General features: G+C 63.0%; 13 protein-coding genes and 1 pseudogene. 3 read left to right on the top strand and 11 right to left on the bottom strand.

What is annotated here, in order from left to right:
• The 11 genes and pseudogenes from DOM54_RS08125 to DOM54_RS08080 all read right to left on the bottom strand — a co-directional run.
• Positions 1-1,501, bottom strand: a 1,501-nt coding sequence (locus DOM54_RS08125; RefSeq protein WP_110715832.1) for a tripartite tricarboxylate transporter permease, incomplete at its 3' end; no start/stop codon positions are given.
• Complete coding sequence (locus DOM54_RS08120) at positions 1,501-1,947, bottom strand: tripartite tricarboxylate transporter TctB family protein (protein WP_110715831.1); 447 nt, start codon at positions 1,945-1,947, stop codon at positions 1,501-1,503. The genes DOM54_RS08120 and DOM54_RS08125, both read right to left, overlap by 1 nt.
• Positions 1,944-2,930: a Bug family tripartite tricarboxylate transporter substrate binding protein gene (locus tag DOM54_RS08115; RefSeq protein ID WP_110715830.1), complete on the bottom strand. Its 987-nt coding sequence runs from the start codon at positions 2,928-2,930 to the stop codon at positions 1,944-1,946. The genes DOM54_RS08120 and DOM54_RS08115 overlap by 4 nt, the downstream gene beginning before the upstream one ends.
• 316 nt (positions 2,931-3,246) lie before the next feature.
• Positions 3,247-4,224 carry a Bug family tripartite tricarboxylate transporter substrate binding protein gene (locus DOM54_RS08110; protein WP_162619793.1) on the bottom strand — a complete coding sequence of 326 codons (978 nt, stop codon included), beginning with the start codon at positions 4,222-4,224 and terminating at the stop codon, positions 3,247-3,249.
• 96 nt (positions 4,225-4,320) lie between these two features.
• The gene (locus tag DOM54_RS08105; RefSeq protein ID WP_110715828.1) at positions 4,321-5,388 is read right to left on the bottom strand and encodes a lactonase family protein; all 1,068 of its coding nucleotides are present in this window, start codon (positions 5,386-5,388) and stop codon (positions 4,321-4,323) included.
• A complete protein-coding gene (gene acnA, locus DOM54_RS08100) occupies positions 5,385-8,135 on the bottom strand; it encodes an aconitate hydratase AcnA (RefSeq protein ID WP_206019043.1) in 2,751 nt (916 codons plus the stop codon). The genes DOM54_RS08105 and acnA overlap by 4 nt, the downstream gene beginning before the upstream one ends.
• Positions 8,136-8,280: 145 nt before the next feature.
• Entirely contained in the window at positions 8,281-8,976 is a 696-nt protein-coding gene (locus DOM54_RS08095) for a LysR substrate-binding domain-containing protein (protein ID WP_240613813.1), read from the bottom strand.
• Between the two features lie 15 nt (positions 8,977-8,991).
• A pseudogene (locus tag DOM54_RS20600) lies at positions 8,992-9,171 on the bottom strand (helix-turn-helix domain-containing protein); the annotation flags it as partial.
• Between the two features lie 177 nt (positions 9,172-9,348).
• On the bottom strand, positions 9,349-10,860 hold the full coding sequence (locus tag DOM54_RS08090) for a tripartite tricarboxylate transporter permease (protein WP_110715826.1): 1,512 nt from the start codon (positions 10,858-10,860) through the stop codon (positions 9,349-9,351).
• Positions 10,861-11,319, bottom strand: a complete 459-nt coding sequence (locus tag DOM54_RS08085; protein WP_110715825.1) for a tripartite tricarboxylate transporter TctB family protein — start codon at positions 11,317-11,319, stop codon at positions 10,861-10,863.
• A complete protein-coding gene (locus DOM54_RS08080; RefSeq protein ID WP_110715824.1) occupies positions 11,316-12,320 on the bottom strand; it encodes a Bug family tripartite tricarboxylate transporter substrate binding protein in 1,005 nt (334 codons plus the stop codon). Before DOM54_RS08080 ends, DOM54_RS08085 begins: the two co-directional genes overlap by 4 nt.
• 188 nt (positions 12,321-12,508) lie before the next feature.
• On the opposite strand from DOM54_RS08080, the gene DOM54_RS08075 reads away from it, so the two are divergent.
• Genes DOM54_RS08075 through DOM54_RS08065 form a run of 3 tightly spaced genes read left to right on the top strand, consistent with a single transcriptional unit; the run spans position 12,509 to position 15,659 of the window.
• The gene (locus DOM54_RS08075) at positions 12,509-13,201 is read left to right on the top strand and encodes a response regulator (RefSeq protein WP_110715823.1); all 693 of its coding nucleotides are present in this window, start codon (positions 12,509-12,511) and stop codon (positions 13,199-13,201) included.
• Positions 13,201-14,607 carry a sensor histidine kinase gene (locus DOM54_RS08070; RefSeq protein ID WP_110715822.1) on the top strand — a complete coding sequence of 469 codons (1,407 nt, stop codon included), beginning with the start codon at positions 13,201-13,203 and terminating at the stop codon, positions 14,605-14,607. Before DOM54_RS08075 ends, DOM54_RS08070 begins: the two co-directional genes overlap by 1 nt.
• A complete protein-coding gene (locus DOM54_RS08065) occupies positions 14,604-15,659 on the top strand; it encodes an ABC transporter substrate-binding protein (RefSeq protein ID WP_110715821.1) in 1,056 nt (351 codons plus the stop codon). Before DOM54_RS08070 ends, DOM54_RS08065 begins: the two co-directional genes overlap by 4 nt.
• Positions 15,660-15,772: the final 113 nt, after the last annotated feature.

Here is a 15,772-nt window from a genome sequence, read left to right as displayed (position 1 = left end):
TGGCGGCCTGCATCCGGCGACGCAGGATCGGCCCCACGATCACCGGCAGTAGCAGGCCGATGATCGCCACCAGCCACAGCCCGATCGACAGACCGCTGCTCCACAGGATCGACCAGTCACCATCGGAGATCTGCATCGCGTGGCGCAGGTTCTTCTCCATCTCCGGCCCCAGCAACAGACCGAGGATCACCGGCACCAGCGGTATCTCCAGCTTGCGCAGGAGATAGCCGGCGACGCCGAAGGCGATCATGAAGTAGAGATCGAAGGTCGAGTGGCTGATCGAGTAGATGCCCACGAACGCGACCATGGTCACGATCGGCAGCAGGTACATCGGCGGCACCGACAGGATCTTCACGAACACCCCGACCAGCGGAATGTTGAGCAGCAGCAGCATGAAGTTGCCCACCAGCAACGCGGCGATCACGCCCCACACCAGATCGGCGTTCTGGGTGAACATCAGCGGCCCGGGGGTGATGTTGAGCGACACCAGCATCGCCAGCAGCACGGCCGTGGTGCCGCTGCCCGGCACGCCCAGGGTCAGCATCGGCACCAGCGCCCCGCTGGAGGCGCCGTTGTTGCCGGATTCCGGCGCGGCCACGCCACGCGGATCACCTTCGCCGAAGTGGCCCTTCTTGCCGACGATCTTCTTTTCCAGGGTGTAGGTGATGAAGCTGCCCAGCGACGCCCCGGCCCCCGGCAGCACGCCAGCGATAAAGCCCAGAATACCGCCACGAATCGTGGTGGGCATGATCGACAGGATCTCCCGCCACTTCAGCTTCAACGGGTTGACCTTGATCATCTCGCGCCCCTTGCCGGCCTTCTCCTCGATGAAGAACAGCAGTTCGGAGACCGCGAACAGGCCGACGATGGCGATGATGAAGTCGACCCCTTCGTAGAGCTCGAGCACGCCGAAGGTGTAGCGCTGGGTGCCGGTGGAGAGATCGATCCCCACGGTGGCGATGATCAGGCCGATGGCCGCTGCCATCAGTGTCTTCATCGGGTTCTTGCCGGTAATGCCGCCAAGCGTCGCGAAGGCGAGCACGAACAGGGCAAAGTACTCGGCCGGACCGAAGGTGAGCGCGAACCGGGCCAGCAACGGCGCCAGCAGGATCAGGCCGACGGTGGCGATCAGGCTGCCCATGAACGAGGCGATCGCCGAGATCGCCAGGGCCTCGGCGGCCTTGCCCTGGCGCGCCATCGGATAGCCGTCGAGGCAGGTCATCATCGCCGGTTCGTCACCGGGAATATTGAGCAGGATCGAGGAGATCCGCCCGCCGTACATCGCCCCGGCGTAGACCGCGGTGAGCATGATCAGGGCGGTCTCGGGCTTGAGACCGAGGGTGAAGGCGAGCGGGATCAGGATCGCGACGCCGTTGGCCGGGCCGAGCCCGGGCAGCGCGCCGATCAGGGTACCGATGAAGCAGCCCATCAGGGCGAACATCAGGTTCTCGGACTGCAGCGCAACACCGAAGCCGAGCGACAGGTAGTGCAACGTCTCCATCAGTGGATCTCCAGCAGGCCGAGCGGCAGCGGCAGTTCGAGCCCATAGGTGAACAGCACGAACACCACCACGCCACTGATCAGTCCGGTGAGATAGGCTTTCACCGGGCGCGCGCCCATGCGCCAGCACAGCGTGCCGACAGCGAGCATGGTCGAGAGAATGAACCCGAGCGGCTCCAGCAGCAGCGCGTAGGCGATCAGCACGACGACGGCAATGCCCAGCTCCAGGAACGTCCTGGCCATCGGCCAGTGGTTGTCCGGGTCGGGCTTGACGATCATGTACAGGCTACAGATCGCGAGGATGACGGCCAGCAGCTTGGGAAAGGTCTCGGGACCCACGGCTTCCGATCCCCCGAAGGGGACCGGAAACTGGGTGGCGCCGTAGTAGTAGGCGACGGCGATCACCAGCATGACCAGGCCGAAGACGCGGTCGTTGAACTTGCTCATTCCTGCAACAGCCCCAGCTCTACAGAAAGCTCATGGATGTCCTTGACCTGTTGTGCCATGAACTCGTCGAATGCTTCGCCACTGTAGTGGAATGGCATCAGACCATTGTTCTTCATGACCTGCTGCCATTCATCGCTCTCGTAGAGTTTATTGACGGCATCGATCCAGTACTGCTTGGCGTCTTCATCGATCCCGGCCGGCATATAGAAACCGCGCCAATTGGGGCCGATCGCATCCACCCCTTGCTCTTTAGCAGTGGGGATTTTGGAAAACTCCCCCGGCAGACGTTCGGGTGACAGCACTGCCAGAATGCGAATATCGCCGGATTCCCAGAACCCACGCGCTTCGGAAACGTCGCCGGTAAAGGCATTCACGTGACCACCAACGACCTGAGTCAGCGCACTGCCGCCATTGTTGTAAGAGAGGTAGGGGATCTCGCGAAGCGTCTTGATACCTGCTGCCTTGGCCGCGATCAGCACCTTCAGATGGTCCCAGCCGCCGTTGGCGCTGGCGCCAGCGAACTTGACCGATTTGGGGTCTTCCTTGATCGCTTCCATCAGGTCATTGAGATCCTGATACGGCGAGTCCTTGGGTACCGCGATGACACCATAGTCGGAACCGACGGTAGCGATCCAATTGACCATGTCCATGTTCATGCCAGGAAACTGATTCTGAGCGAGCCGTGTCGGCACCGCCGTAGACGCCGCGATCAACAGGTTGTCGTCGTTGGCGCGCTTGCTCACGACATGCGCGAACGCGACGCCCCCACCCGCGCCTGGCATATTGATCGTTTGCACATTACCTGGCACGAGATCCAAATCGGATAGTACGCGCCCCGCGGTTCGACAGGTAAAGTCCCAGCCACCGCCCGGGTCCGAGGGCGCGATGCATTCGGTACCAGATGAAGGCTCGTAAGCCATGGCAGGAATGACCGTTGCGGAAAGGGCCGAGGCGACAGCCACGGCAAGTAGCGTTCTAGTCATGAATCGTCCTCACTCAAGCGGAGCCACTGGGTTGCCGGCATTGATTCGATTTACCGGTATACACGCCATTCAAAGACGTTGGAGCAAGCCTAAGGGGGTGTCAGAGCAGGGAGAATTCTCGAATGGGAAACGTCGTGTTATCGACAGAGACATCGATGATAAGATTTTGATTCAATAGAATTTTAAAAGCAGCGTTCAGCCATGATGTAGACCTATGTCTAGCATTGGCGACGTCGCCAACAAGGGTAGGGTTGCCTTGCGGTCGGGCAGGCAAGCCCTTAAAACCTTGCCTGCCCCCTTCTGATACCTTGCCGTTCTATTGTTGAATCAAGCGCGTGGTTTGCCGCAACGCATCGATCTGGTCGTCGAGAAACGTTTCGAACGCTTGACCGGTGACATGGAACGGCATGAGGCCGTTACGCTGCATGATCTCCTGCCAGTGGTCGCTCGCGTACACTCGATCGATCGCATCGATCCAAAACCTCTTGTCTGCATCGCTCAAGCCCGCCGGGGCATAGAAACCACGCCAGTTGGGCGCCACGACATCGATGCCCTGCTCTTTCGCTGTCGGTAGGTTTTCCAACGGCGCTGGCAAACGCTCGTCGGACAGGACTGCCAATACTCGGAGTTGACCGGCTTCTCGAAAGGCATTGACCTCGGAAATATCGCCCACCACCACGTCGAGATGACCACCGAGCACTTGGGTAATGGCGCTGGCGCCGTTGTTGAAATCGAGATAGACGACATCACGGATTGGCTCGAGGCCGCCCTGGGAGAGGACACGCAGCAGATTGATCTGATCCCAGCCCAGCACGCCGCTACCCCCGGCGAACTTGACCGATTTGACGTCGCTTTTGAGCATATCCAAGAGTTGCGGCAAAGACGCTATCGGCGAATCTTCCCTCACCGCGATAACGGCATAATCGGCACCCAGCGTGCCGAGCCAGGTGACGTCCTCGGCACTCATGCCCGGATATTGATCCTGCGCCAGGCGCGTCGCATTGGATGACGAGGCGGCCACCACCGTGCCGTCGTTGCCCTGTCGTTTGCTGACGACGTGAGCAAAAGCGACGCCGCCGGCGGCACCGGCCATGTTGATCGTCTGCATGGACTGATCAGTCACGCCCGCTGCGCGAAGACTGGCGGCGAATTGTCGGCAGGTAAAGTCCCAACCGCCTCCCGGGTCGGCAGGTGCGAGACATTCCAGACGATTTTGAGGAAACTCAGCGCCGAGACACCAAGGCGACACGAAGACGGCGAGGCACGCCGCCGCGCTCCAACGGGTTGCTGGCATGATGATTCTCCTGATTATTATCTTGGATGGTGCGTCGATACCCGAACCGTCACCGGCACGTCGTATCGCCGGATGACGAACGGCAATCATCGGCACCTAGTCCTCGCGAAAGGCCAGGCAGACAGGACTAGGCGTCGACAACCGATGAACAGGGGCGATGTCGAAGCTCGACAGCTCGGAGATATCGAAGCTAACGACTTCGTCGCTGTCTTCGTTGGCGACGTGCAGTAACCCCGGACCGCTATCGAAACCGAGAAACCGCGGTGTTCTGCCGCCAGAAGAGAACGTTTTCAGATAGGTCAGCTCGCCATTGCCAAGATCAATCTCGTAGAGCGCAACGCTGTCCTCTCCACGGTTCGAAGCCAGCACGTAGCGTCCCTTCGGATCGACGACGACGCCGGCGGCGCGATTGTCGTGCGTGAAGTGCATGGAGACGCTGGGCAGTATCTGTCGTGGCGTCATGTCTGCCGTCTCGGCATGTACTTCATAGGTCACGAGCGTCGAGTTCAGCTCATTAACCATGTAGGCCAAAGGCAGGGTCGGATGAAAGTCGATATGACGTGGCCCCGAACCCTCACGGGTTGGGATCCTGCGAACGCCTTCGCTGTCCAGCCGGCCTCGCTTGGCATCGAAGGAGAAGACGAAAAGGCAATCCAACCCCTTGTCGGGTACGACGATGTGACGGCCATCCGGCGTGAACGGGTTGGCGTGGGGCTTGGGGAACGGCTGCTCGATCCGATGTGGACCAATCTTGCCGGACAGCTCGATGAGGTCGACCACGCCCTTGAGATGCCCGTTGCTCTCCAGCGCGATCACCGCAACCGAACTCGAAATGTGGTTCGACACCACGATGAATCGCTCGCTGGGATCCAGCGCCAGATGCACCGGGTTGGCGCCGCCGGTACTCACCTGGTTGAGCAAGGCCAGCTCACCGCTGACGGGATGCACGGAGAACGCGCTGATGTCGCTGCGATCGCCATGGATGCAATAGAGACGATCACCGGCCCGATTCAGCACGAGATAGGAGGGATTGGTCAGTCCCTCGACGCGCTGGACGTGCTCCCACGACCGGCCATGCTCGTCGACGCGATAGACCTCGATGCCTTTTCCCCGGGCCTGACGACGCTTGGTGGTTCGACAACCGATATAGGCCAGCATTGTCATGGATTCCTCGCGACAGTTAGCGTGCTCGACGGGGTTCCCCGCGAGGATTCGGCTGTGGGACTCGCTTCAGAAGCGTTGACGGTCTTGCGTACCACGTAAGGCAGGATCCCGCCGTGGATGAGGTAGGCAAGCTCTTGGGAGGAGTCGATACTCAGCGTGAGCTCGACGGTTTCGCTGCGCGACGCGCCCTGCAGGTGCATGGTGACCGTGTTGTCTCCCACCATCGGCGATGCGACCAACTCGAAATCGAGCTTTTCGTCACCGATCAGCCCGAGTGATCCCGCCGTTGTTCCCGATGGCAACAGTAGCGGCAGCACGCCCATGCCGATCAAGTTGCTGCGATGAATTCGCTCGAAACTGCGGGCAACGACAGCTCGCACTCCCATCAATGCCTGGGCCTTCGCCGCCCAATCCCGGCTGGAACCCGCGCCATAGTTGATACCAGCAAAGACGACCAGAGGAACACCCGCTTCGACATAACGCCCAAATGCTTCGAACAACGGCACTGGTTCGCCGCCATCCAACGGCCTGGCCCATACCCCTTCACCCACGTCGGTGCCTGGAAGCTGATTGGCCACACGGCGATTGGTGTAGGCCCCGCGCAGCATCACCTCGTGGTTGCTGCGTCGCGTGGAGTACTGGTTGAGATTTCCTTCGGCTTCGCCCATCCGGAGCAGATATTCGCCAGCCAGACTCTCGGCAGGTATTGCCCCGGCAGGCGAGATATGGTCGGTGGTGACGTTGTCGCCCAGTTGCATCAGCACGCGCGCCCCGGCAATCGCCAGCGAGCTTCGGGCATGACCGGGGATATTTTCCAGATAAGCGGGGCGGCGTAGATAGGTCGACGTTTCCCGCCACGGGAAGCGCAAGCTGCCCTCGGCATCCATATGTTGCCAATGCTCGCTCCCGGTCCATAGGCTGGCGTTGCGGGCCGCAAAATCCTGCGGCCGCACCACGGTCTGGATCATGGCTTCGACCTCGTCGTCGCTCGGCATCAGCTCGTGCAGATAGACCGGGGCACCATCGACATCGTGGGTCAGAGGCTCGCGAGTGATGTCGCGATCGATATCGCCGGCGAGAGCGAACGCGACGACCAGCGCCGGAGACATCAAATAGCCCGTGGAGACGCGCGGATTGACGCGTCCCTGGAAGTTACGGTTGCCCGACAGCACCGCGATGCCGTCGAGCCCTACGTCGACACGGGCTTCGACCTCGGGGATCAGGTTGCCCGAATTGCCGATGCAGGTCATGCAGCCGATCCCCGTCAGCCCAAACCCCAGCGCATCGAAATCGGCCTGTAGCCCGGCCGTATCCAGATAGTCTATGACCACTCGGGAACCGGGAGAGAGCGACGATTTCACCCAGGGCTTGCGCGTCAAGCCTCGCTTGCGTGCGTTGCGCGCCAGCAGCCCGGCCTGGATCATTTCCGCGGGGTTGGCCGTGTTGGTACAGCTGGTGATGGCGGCAATCACCACCGCACCATGATCCAGCGAATCGACCCACTCGGGGGCTTCGCGCTGCTCGCCACGACTCGTCGCGAGCAGCGCCGGAACCGCCCCCGACGGACGCCCGAGTTCGCGGTAGGAACTCGGCAGCGCACTCAACGCATGGCGCTGATGCGGCTGATGCGGCCCGGCAACACTGGGCTCGATCCGCGAGAGATCGATCGAAAGCCGGGTATCGAACTCGGGCTCAGGATCGTCGGATCGGCGCCACAACCCTTGAGCGCCCAGGTATGCCGAAACACGTTCACGCAGCGCTTCGTCGCGCCCACTCAGTGCCAGGTATTCCATGCTGATGTCGTCGAACGGGAAGAACATGACGGTCGCACCATATTCCGGCGCCATGTTGGCGACCGTACCGCGCGCGGCGAGGCTCAACGAATCGAGTCCCGGACCATGGAATTCAACGAACTTGCCTACCACGCCCTCCGCGCGCAACAGCTCGGCGATATGCAGGGCCAGATCCATGGCCGTCACCGAGGGCGAAAGCGCCCCCGTCAGACGAATGCCCACGACCTCCGGCAGGGTCAGCGTCACCGGCTCGCCCAGCAGCGCCGCCTGGCCCTCCAGCCCCCCCACGCCCCAGGCGAGTACGCCGAGGGCGTTGATCATCGGCGTGTGACTGTCGGTCGCTACCATGTTGTCCGGATGAATCCAGTCAGGCTCGCCGCCTTCGCCCGGCGTGGTCCAGACCACGGTGGCCAGAGACTCCATGTTGACCTGATGGATGATGCCCGTACCCGGCGGGACCACCCGGAAATTGTCGAGGCTACGCTCCGCCCATTTCAGGAAACGATAGCGCTCCGCATTACGGTGAAAATCGATATCGAGGTTGCGCGCGAAGGCATCAGGCTCGTCGAAATGTTCGACAATGACCGAATGATCGATCGCAAGTACCGCCGGAATGGCTGGGTTAATTCGTCTCGCGTCGCCCCCCATCTCGGCGACGGCATCACGCATACCGGCAAAATCGGCCAGCGCCGGCAGACAGGTCGTATCGTGGAACATCAGCCGATTGGGAAAATAACTGACTTCACCCTCGTCGCTCTCGCCGGCCAGAAACGCCTTGAAGTTCGGCAACGCCTCGGGCGTTCGGCGGGCGACGTTCTCCAGCAGAATTCGCAGCGAATAAGGCGTTCTAGAGAGTTGCTCGGCCTCGACGATATCGGACAACGCCAAGTAGCGATAAGTGTTGCCGGCCACATTCAGCATGCGCGGCGCTATCTCGTCAGGGGTGGGAAACATCTGCCATGATCTCCTTGGGTGCCAGGCGGCATCACGATCATGAGAAATTACTGCATCTCCTCTCGAGGCAATATTGAAACCTCACCAAGAGAGCGTTCTCCTTCCGAGAACGACGCGCCAACGCTTCGACGCAAAGGTGGAAAAATCACATGTCCGGCACGCGGAGATGCTCGACGAACGCCTTTGCCGTTGCCGGCAGCGTCGCGAAATCCCGCATTCCGATCTGCAGGTCCCGCTTGGCCCAAGGCTCGTCCAGCCGGAGTCCGACGATAGGAATGGACTGCGCGTAGATGTTGATGACGTGACGCGGTAAAACCGCGACGCCCAGGCGCCCTGCTACGAGCTGACACATGCAGTCGAAACTGCTGACCCGAATGCGCACCTTCAGCGACAGATTCAGTTTGGCGGCTTCCTGCGTGGTCAATGCATACAGGGCACTTTCGGCATGAGAGGCGATGAACTCGTAACGCGTCACCTCGCTGAATCGCACGATCTCGCGATCCGCCAGGGCATGATCGGCGGCAACGGCCAAGGCGAGTTCGTCGCTGCGATAGGGAATCGTTTCCAGGTCGGAGGCCGGCGTGCGGCTGGCGAAGACACCGAGATCCGCCCGTCCGTCGCTCACCGCTCGGACGATCGCGGCGCCGACGCGTTCCTCGATATCGAACTTGATTCCCGGGTAGAGCGCAGTGAAAGTTTCGATACTTGTCGGTAGAAACTGTGCCAGAGCGGATGTCGTCGCATGCAGGCGAACCTGCCCTTTGATGCCCGACGAATAATCGCCAAGCTCCTGCTCCATCAGTTGCAGCGTCTCGAAGACCTGACGCGTGTAGGTCAACATCGACTGCCCAGCAGGCGTCAATTCGACGCCTCTAGCGAAACGCGTGAAGAGCGGCGCCCCGACACGATGTTCGAGCTCCGCGATGCGCTTGCTGATGGCAGAAACCGCCAAATGAGCCCTTTTCGAGGCTCGGGTCAGGCTCTTTTCCTCGGCAACCGCGAGAAAGATGTTAAGAGAGGTGAGGTCGAAGCGCATAGCGAATTACCGGAACATCGGGAGGCTCCACTATAGCAGCCGAACTCGTCAGACCCAGGCTAGCACTGCCAACGACAGCATCGGGACTCGCTTCAGCGTCATGAGTCGACAAGAAAGGAAAAGGCCCCGCAAAAGCGGGGCCGTCCAATGCTGCCACCACGTCACGCAATCCCGATATCAGGACGGCTTGGCCGCCGGCAGGAATTTCGCCTTGAGCTTACCCGCGAACATCGGCACCAGCACCACCAGGGCGGCGGCGATCCAGAGCCCGATCGACAGGTTGGATTGGAACAGGATTCCGACGTCGCCACCGCTGATCGACAGCGCCCGGCGCAGGTTCTCCTCCATCAGCCCGCCGAGCACGAAGCCCAGCACCACCGGCGCCAGCGAGAAGCCGAACTTGCGCAGCAGATAGCCGAACACGCCAATGGCCAGCATCAGATAGATCGCCATCAGATCGGAGTGCAGCTGATAGACGCCGACGAAGGCGAGAATCGCCACGCTGGGCACCAGCAGCCAGCGCGGCACCTGCAGCACGCGGGCGAACACGCCGGCCAGCGGCAGGTTGAGCAGCAGCAGCATGACGTTGCCGATATAGAGCGAGGCGATCAGCCCGCCCACCACCATCGGCTGCTCGCGGAACATCATCGGCCCCGGGTTGATGTTGTAGAGCATCAGCGCGCCGAGCAGGATCGCGGTGGTACCGGAGCCGGGGATGCCGAGGGTCAGCATGGGCACGAAGGAGCCGGCGGCGGACGCGTTATTGGCCGCTTCCGGCGCCGCCAGACCGCGCATGTTGCCGGTGCCGAAGCTGTTGTCGTGGTCGCTGATGCGCTTCTCGGTGGTGTAGGCCACGGCGCTGGCGACAGAGGCGCCGGTGCCCGGCAGCACGCCGATGACGAAGCCGATCACGCTGGAGCGCAGGATCGCCCACTTGCAGTAGAGCACCTCGCTCATCTTGACCATGACACGGCCGATCGGCGCCATCTCGCCATCCTGGTCGTGACGGAAGGCGTGTTCGAGCATCAGCAGGATCTCGCTGACCGCGAACAGCCCGATGATCATGACCACGAAATCGATGCCATCGTAGAGCTCGGGCATGTCGAAGGTGAAGCGCAGCACGCCGGTGCCAGAGTCGACCCCGACGGTGGAGATGAGCACGCCGAGCACGGCGCCGATCAGCGTCTTGAGCGGGTCCTTGCCCATCATCGCCGACATCGAGGCGAAGGCGAAGATCATCAGCGCGAAGAACTCGGCGGGGCCGAACTTGACCGCGACGATCGCCAGCAGCGGCGCAAACAGGGTCAGCCCCAGGATCGCTACCGAGGCGCCGATGAACGAGCTCACCGCGGAGAGCCCCAGTGCCGGGCCAGCGAGCCCCTTCTTGGCCAGCGGGTGGCCATCCAGCGTGGTCATCACCGCGCCGGCGTCGCCGGGCACGTTGAGCAGAATGCTCGACATGCGCCCGCCGTACTCGGAACCGGTGTAGATACCCGCCAGCAGGATAAGTGCGGATTCCGCCGGCAGGCCCAACGTGTAGGCCAACGGCATCAGAATGGCGATACCGTTGATCGGACCGATACCCGGCAAGGCACCGAACAGCGTACCGAGCAGCGCGCCCAGAAAAGCCAGCCCCAGGTTGAGCGGCGTCAGCGCGACACCGAAGCCCTGGATCAGAAAATCGAACATTTAGTTGCTCCCCAGCAGCGGCTCGATCCAGCTACCGGTCGGCAGCGAGATTCCCAGTCCGTAGGTGAATAGCAGATAACTGCCCACCGCCAGCAGCAGGCCGCCGACGACCGCCTTCACCGGCGCGGCACCGAACAGCCAGGCGATGATGATACTGACCAGGGCGGTCGTCACCAGGAAGCCGAGGTTGATGAACAGCGCCGCATAGACACCCAGCACCGCCATGGTGAAGAGCAGGCGCAGCAGCAGCGCGCCGGTCGGCCACTCACCACTGGCGCCCGGGCGAACGAACAGCACGATGGCCAATATCGCCAACAGGCCCGACAGTATCAGCGGAAAGGCTTTCGGCCCGACCGGGTCGTAACTGAACGGCACCTCCAACTGCCAGGCCTGGACGGCGACGAACGCCGCCAGACCGAGTAACAGCAAACTCAGGATTCGGTCGGCGGCGAGTTTCATTGAGTCAGACCCACTTCTTTGGCCAGTTGCTGGAAGTCGGCAACTTGATCTTTCACGTACTGATGGAAGTCTTCACCGAACTTGGCCATGGGGAACAGTCCGCGCCCTTCACGTAGCTTGGCGAAGCTTTCTGTCTCGCTCAGCGCTTTCAGCCGGTCGGCCCACGCATGATAGTCTTCGTCGCTGACATTCGGCCCCATGTAATAACCGCGCCAGATCGGCCATTCGACGTCGTAGCCCTGCTCCTTGGCGGTGGGGATGTCCGCGTAGGGCCCACCCATACGCTCTTCGGAGAGGGCCGCCAGAATCCGGATCTCGCCGCTGTCGAGCTGTGGCTTCAGCTCGGCCAGGTCGCCGGTGAAGACCTGAATGTGCTCACCCAGCAGTGCGGCCAGGGCCTCACCGCCACCCTCGAAGGAGACGTAGCGCAGCTTGCGAGGATCGACGTCGTCGGACTTGGCCATCAGCGCCGCCTTCATCCAGTCCTGGCTGCCGACCGTGCCACCGGCACCGATGACCACGCTGGTGGGATCCTTCTTCAGCGCTTTCATCAGTTCGTCAAGGTTGCTCCACGGCGCATCCTCTCGGACGACGACCGCGCCGTAGTCCACGCCCAGCGCACCGACCCAGCGCACGTCATCGACCTTGTGTTCGATGCCGAACTTGCCCAGCGCCAGGTTTAGCGCGGCCCCGGTGCTGGCGGCCACGATCAGGTTGGGATCGTCGTCGCGCACGCCGGTAACGTGGTTGTAGGCGACGGCACCGATACCGCCCGGCATGTAGCTGACCATCATCGGCTCGTCGATCAACTTGGCTTCCTGCAGGCCATTGGCCGCCAGTCGGCAGGTCAGGTCGTAACCGCCACCCGGCTTGGCCGGGGCGATGCACTCCGGCGGCTTGGCCTGGGCCTGGGCGGCGCCGGCCAGTAGCGCACCACCGGTGACGGCGGCGACCAGCCAGCGCTGAAAACCTTTCGCTTTGGACACGTGATTGTGAGGCATGCTGTGCGTCTCCTACCTGGGTTGTTATGCTCGCAAAGCTCATGGCGGGCACCGGACTCGGGCCGGTTTTTGCCCACCGACAGCGCGATGCTAGAGCGCTAACCTTTCATCAACCTGTCATCTAAACCTTTGTCGTATAGGACATTAGTCGCATAAGACATGGGAATCCGATGACCCGAGACCCTGCCATGCACTTGCTCGTGATCGAGGATGACCCGCTGCTGTCGCGCTCGCTGACCCAGGCGATGACGCGCAATGGCTATACCGTCGATGCCCTGGCCCGCATCGACGATGCCATCCAGGCGTTACGCCAGGGTCGTTTCGATCTGGTGTTGCTCGACCTCGGCCTGCCAGACGGCAACGGTCTCGAAGTGCTCGAGTGGATGCGCGCTCATACCGACGCGACGCCGGTGATGATTCTCACGGCGCGGGATGCACTGGCGGATCGGGTACGCGGACTGGACCTCGGCGCCGACGACTATCTCGCCAAACCGTTCTCGATCACCGAACTCGAAGCCCGGGTACGCGCTCTGTTGCGCCGCAGCCAGCAACGGCTCGACAACAACGTTCGCTTCGGAGGCCTGGTTCTGGATACCCGCTCGGCCAGCGCCTGGCTGGACGGGACGGCGCTCGATCTGCCGAGGCGCGAGTTCAGCCTGCTGGAAGCGCTGATGCTCAACGCTGGCCGCATCGTACAGCGCGAAGCCCTGGAGAACCGCCTGTTCGGCTTCGAAGCGGTGGGGGCCAACGCCCTGGATGTCTATGTCAGCCGGCTGCGCAAGCGCCTGGCCGGCTCCGGCCTGTCGATTCGGACGCTCCGTGGCCTGGGTTATCGGCTCGAGGAGCCACGGGAGCCCCTCGCGAAGGAACCGCCCGAGTGATGCCACCTCGCACCTCGCTCAAGCGGCGGCTGACGCTATGGCTCGTGGCGATCGTCGCCGGGCTGGGGACGCTGCTGCTGATCGAGGCCTACACCAGCGCCCGCAAGGCGGCCGACCGGGCCATGGATGGCCAGCTCGAGGCTGCCAGTCTGACCATCGCCGAATCGCTGCAGTGGCCGGAGGGCAATCCCACCCTGGAGATGCCCGCTTCGGCGCTGCAGATCCTGGCCACCCGCTGGCAGGAGAGGGTCTTCTACTGGTTGCAGGCGGATAACGGCACCACGATCACCCAGAACGCCGACCTGCCGATCACCGGTGCGATGCGGGCCGAGGCCCGGCAAGAACCGGTCTACCTCGATGCCCGCTACGACGGCCAGCCAATCCGTCTCAGCGGCCGCGAGGTGGACTCCGCCGGCTGGGATACCCAGGAGCCGGTGCAGCTCTGGGTGGGACATACCCGACATGGGCGCGACCTGCTGGCGCGGGAGCTGTTCCGCAAGAGCGCGACCCGCTTCGCCGCGATGGTGCTGATCACTGCGGCCCTGGTGGGGATCGCGATGCACACCATGCTGGCGCCGCTGCGACGCCTGCGCCAGGCGCTGCGTGAGCGTCGCGCCGAGGAGAACAGTCCGTTGATGCTCGACGTGCCGCGGGAAATGCAGGAACTGGTCGAAACGCTCAACCGGTTGTTCGCCGACCAGCGCCATCATCGCGACGCGCTACTGCGCTTCATCGCCGACGCCTCGCACCAGCTCAAGACCCCGCTGGCGGGACTCCAGAGCACCAGCGAACTGGCGCTGACCAGTAAAGAGCCCGGTGTCTGGCACCAGGCCCTGGTCACCGTCCACGACAGCGCCGGGCGTACCAGTCGCCTGGCCGGACAGATGCTGAGCCTGACCCGACTGCAGCATCTGGGGCCATTGCATGAACGTCAGCCGCTGGCCCTGGATCGACTGATGCGCGAGATCACCGTCGATTGGGCCGATCGCCAGGACAGTCGCGATCACGACCTCGGGCTTGCCATCGAGGCACCGGCCCCGGTCTGGGTCGAAGGGGAAAGCTGGGCCCTGCGCGAACTGCTCAACAACCTGATCGACAACGCCTTTCGCTACACGCCGCCCGGCAGCGAGATCACGCTGGCGCTCCGCGGCGATGAGGCATGGGTGACGCTGGCCATCGAGGACGACGGCCCCGGCGTCGATGCCGAATCCCTCGACCGCCTGACTCGACCGTTCGAGCGCGGTCATCGCCAGGACACCCACGGGTCCGGGCTCGGCCTGGCCATCGCCGACTCCATCGCCGGCCGTCACGGCAGCCGGCTGAATGTGTCCAACCGCACCCCTCGAGGGCTCAGAATCTGCCTGACGCTGCCTCGCTGCCAGCCGCCCGAGGAGAGCGCAGGATGACAAGACAGCTCCACCTTGGCCTGGGGCTCCTGCTGTGGCTATGCCTCGGTGTCGGCGGCAGTGGTACGGCCCGGGGGGCCGAAAAACTGATCATCGAAGCGGCCCTGGACCGGCAGATCGTCGAACCGGTGCTGACCGCCTTCGCTACCGAGAACCCGCAGATCGACCTCGACTACCGTGATCGATCCACGCTGGAGGTCGACCACCGTGCCCGGGATTCCGAATCGCCGCCGGACGTGGTGATCAGCTCGGCCATGCCTTGGCAGCTGGCGCTCAGCAACGATGGGATGGCCCAGCCCCTCGACGCCCCGGAAGCCGACCAGTGGTCGGCGTGGGCCAAATGGCGCAACGAAGTGTTCGGCTTCACCTTCGAACCGGTGGTGATGGCCTACCGGCTCGAGCTCGCCTCGCACATGCCGCCGCCGGAAACCCACCGCGACCTGCTCGACCTGCTGACCCACTATCGTCAGTGGCTCGACGGCCGCGTGGTCAGCTATTCACCACGCGAGAGCGGCGTGGGCTATACCCTGTTTCAGCAGGATGCCCGCTACACGCCCCGCGCCTGGGACCTGATCGCCGCCATGGGCGCCGCCAATGTCGACCTCGAAGCCACCACCCAGCGCATGCTGGAAGGACTCAGCGACGGTCGCTACTGGCTCGGCTACAACCTGCTGGGCTCCTATGCCATGGTCTGGGCCCAGAGCCATCCCGATATCATCGTCCAGGTCCCCAACGACTACTCGCTGGTGATGATGCGGATGGCGTTCGTCCATCGCGACGCGCCACATCCGGCCGCGGCCAGGCGTTTCGTCAGCTTCCTGCTGAGCCAACGGGGCCAGCACATCCTGGCCGGCCAGACGCCGCTGTTCAGCGTGCGCGACGATGTCGTCGGTCCCTACACCGCGCAGCGGCTACGCGATCAGGTGGGCGATCACCTCTACCCGATCCCGATCAACGCCACGTTGCTGGCGTTCGTCGATGCGCTGCGCCGCCAGGCCTTTCTACGCCGCTGGGATCGCGAACTCCAGATCCTGGAGCCGTCGGAACAGTAGCCGTCTCTGTCCAAGGAGCGCGATCCACCGCCGGGGTCTGTGTCCGGCAGCGCAATGCCGTAAGATATGCCGCCCCGTCGCTGCGCCCGCTGGCGCCGCGATCCAAGAAATCG

The organism is Salinicola acroporae (assembly GCF_003206615.1).
GTDB lineage: Bacteria > Pseudomonadota > Gammaproteobacteria > Pseudomonadales > Halomonadaceae > Salinicola > Salinicola acroporae.
This window is presented reverse-complemented; position numbering and strand designations above follow the sequence as displayed.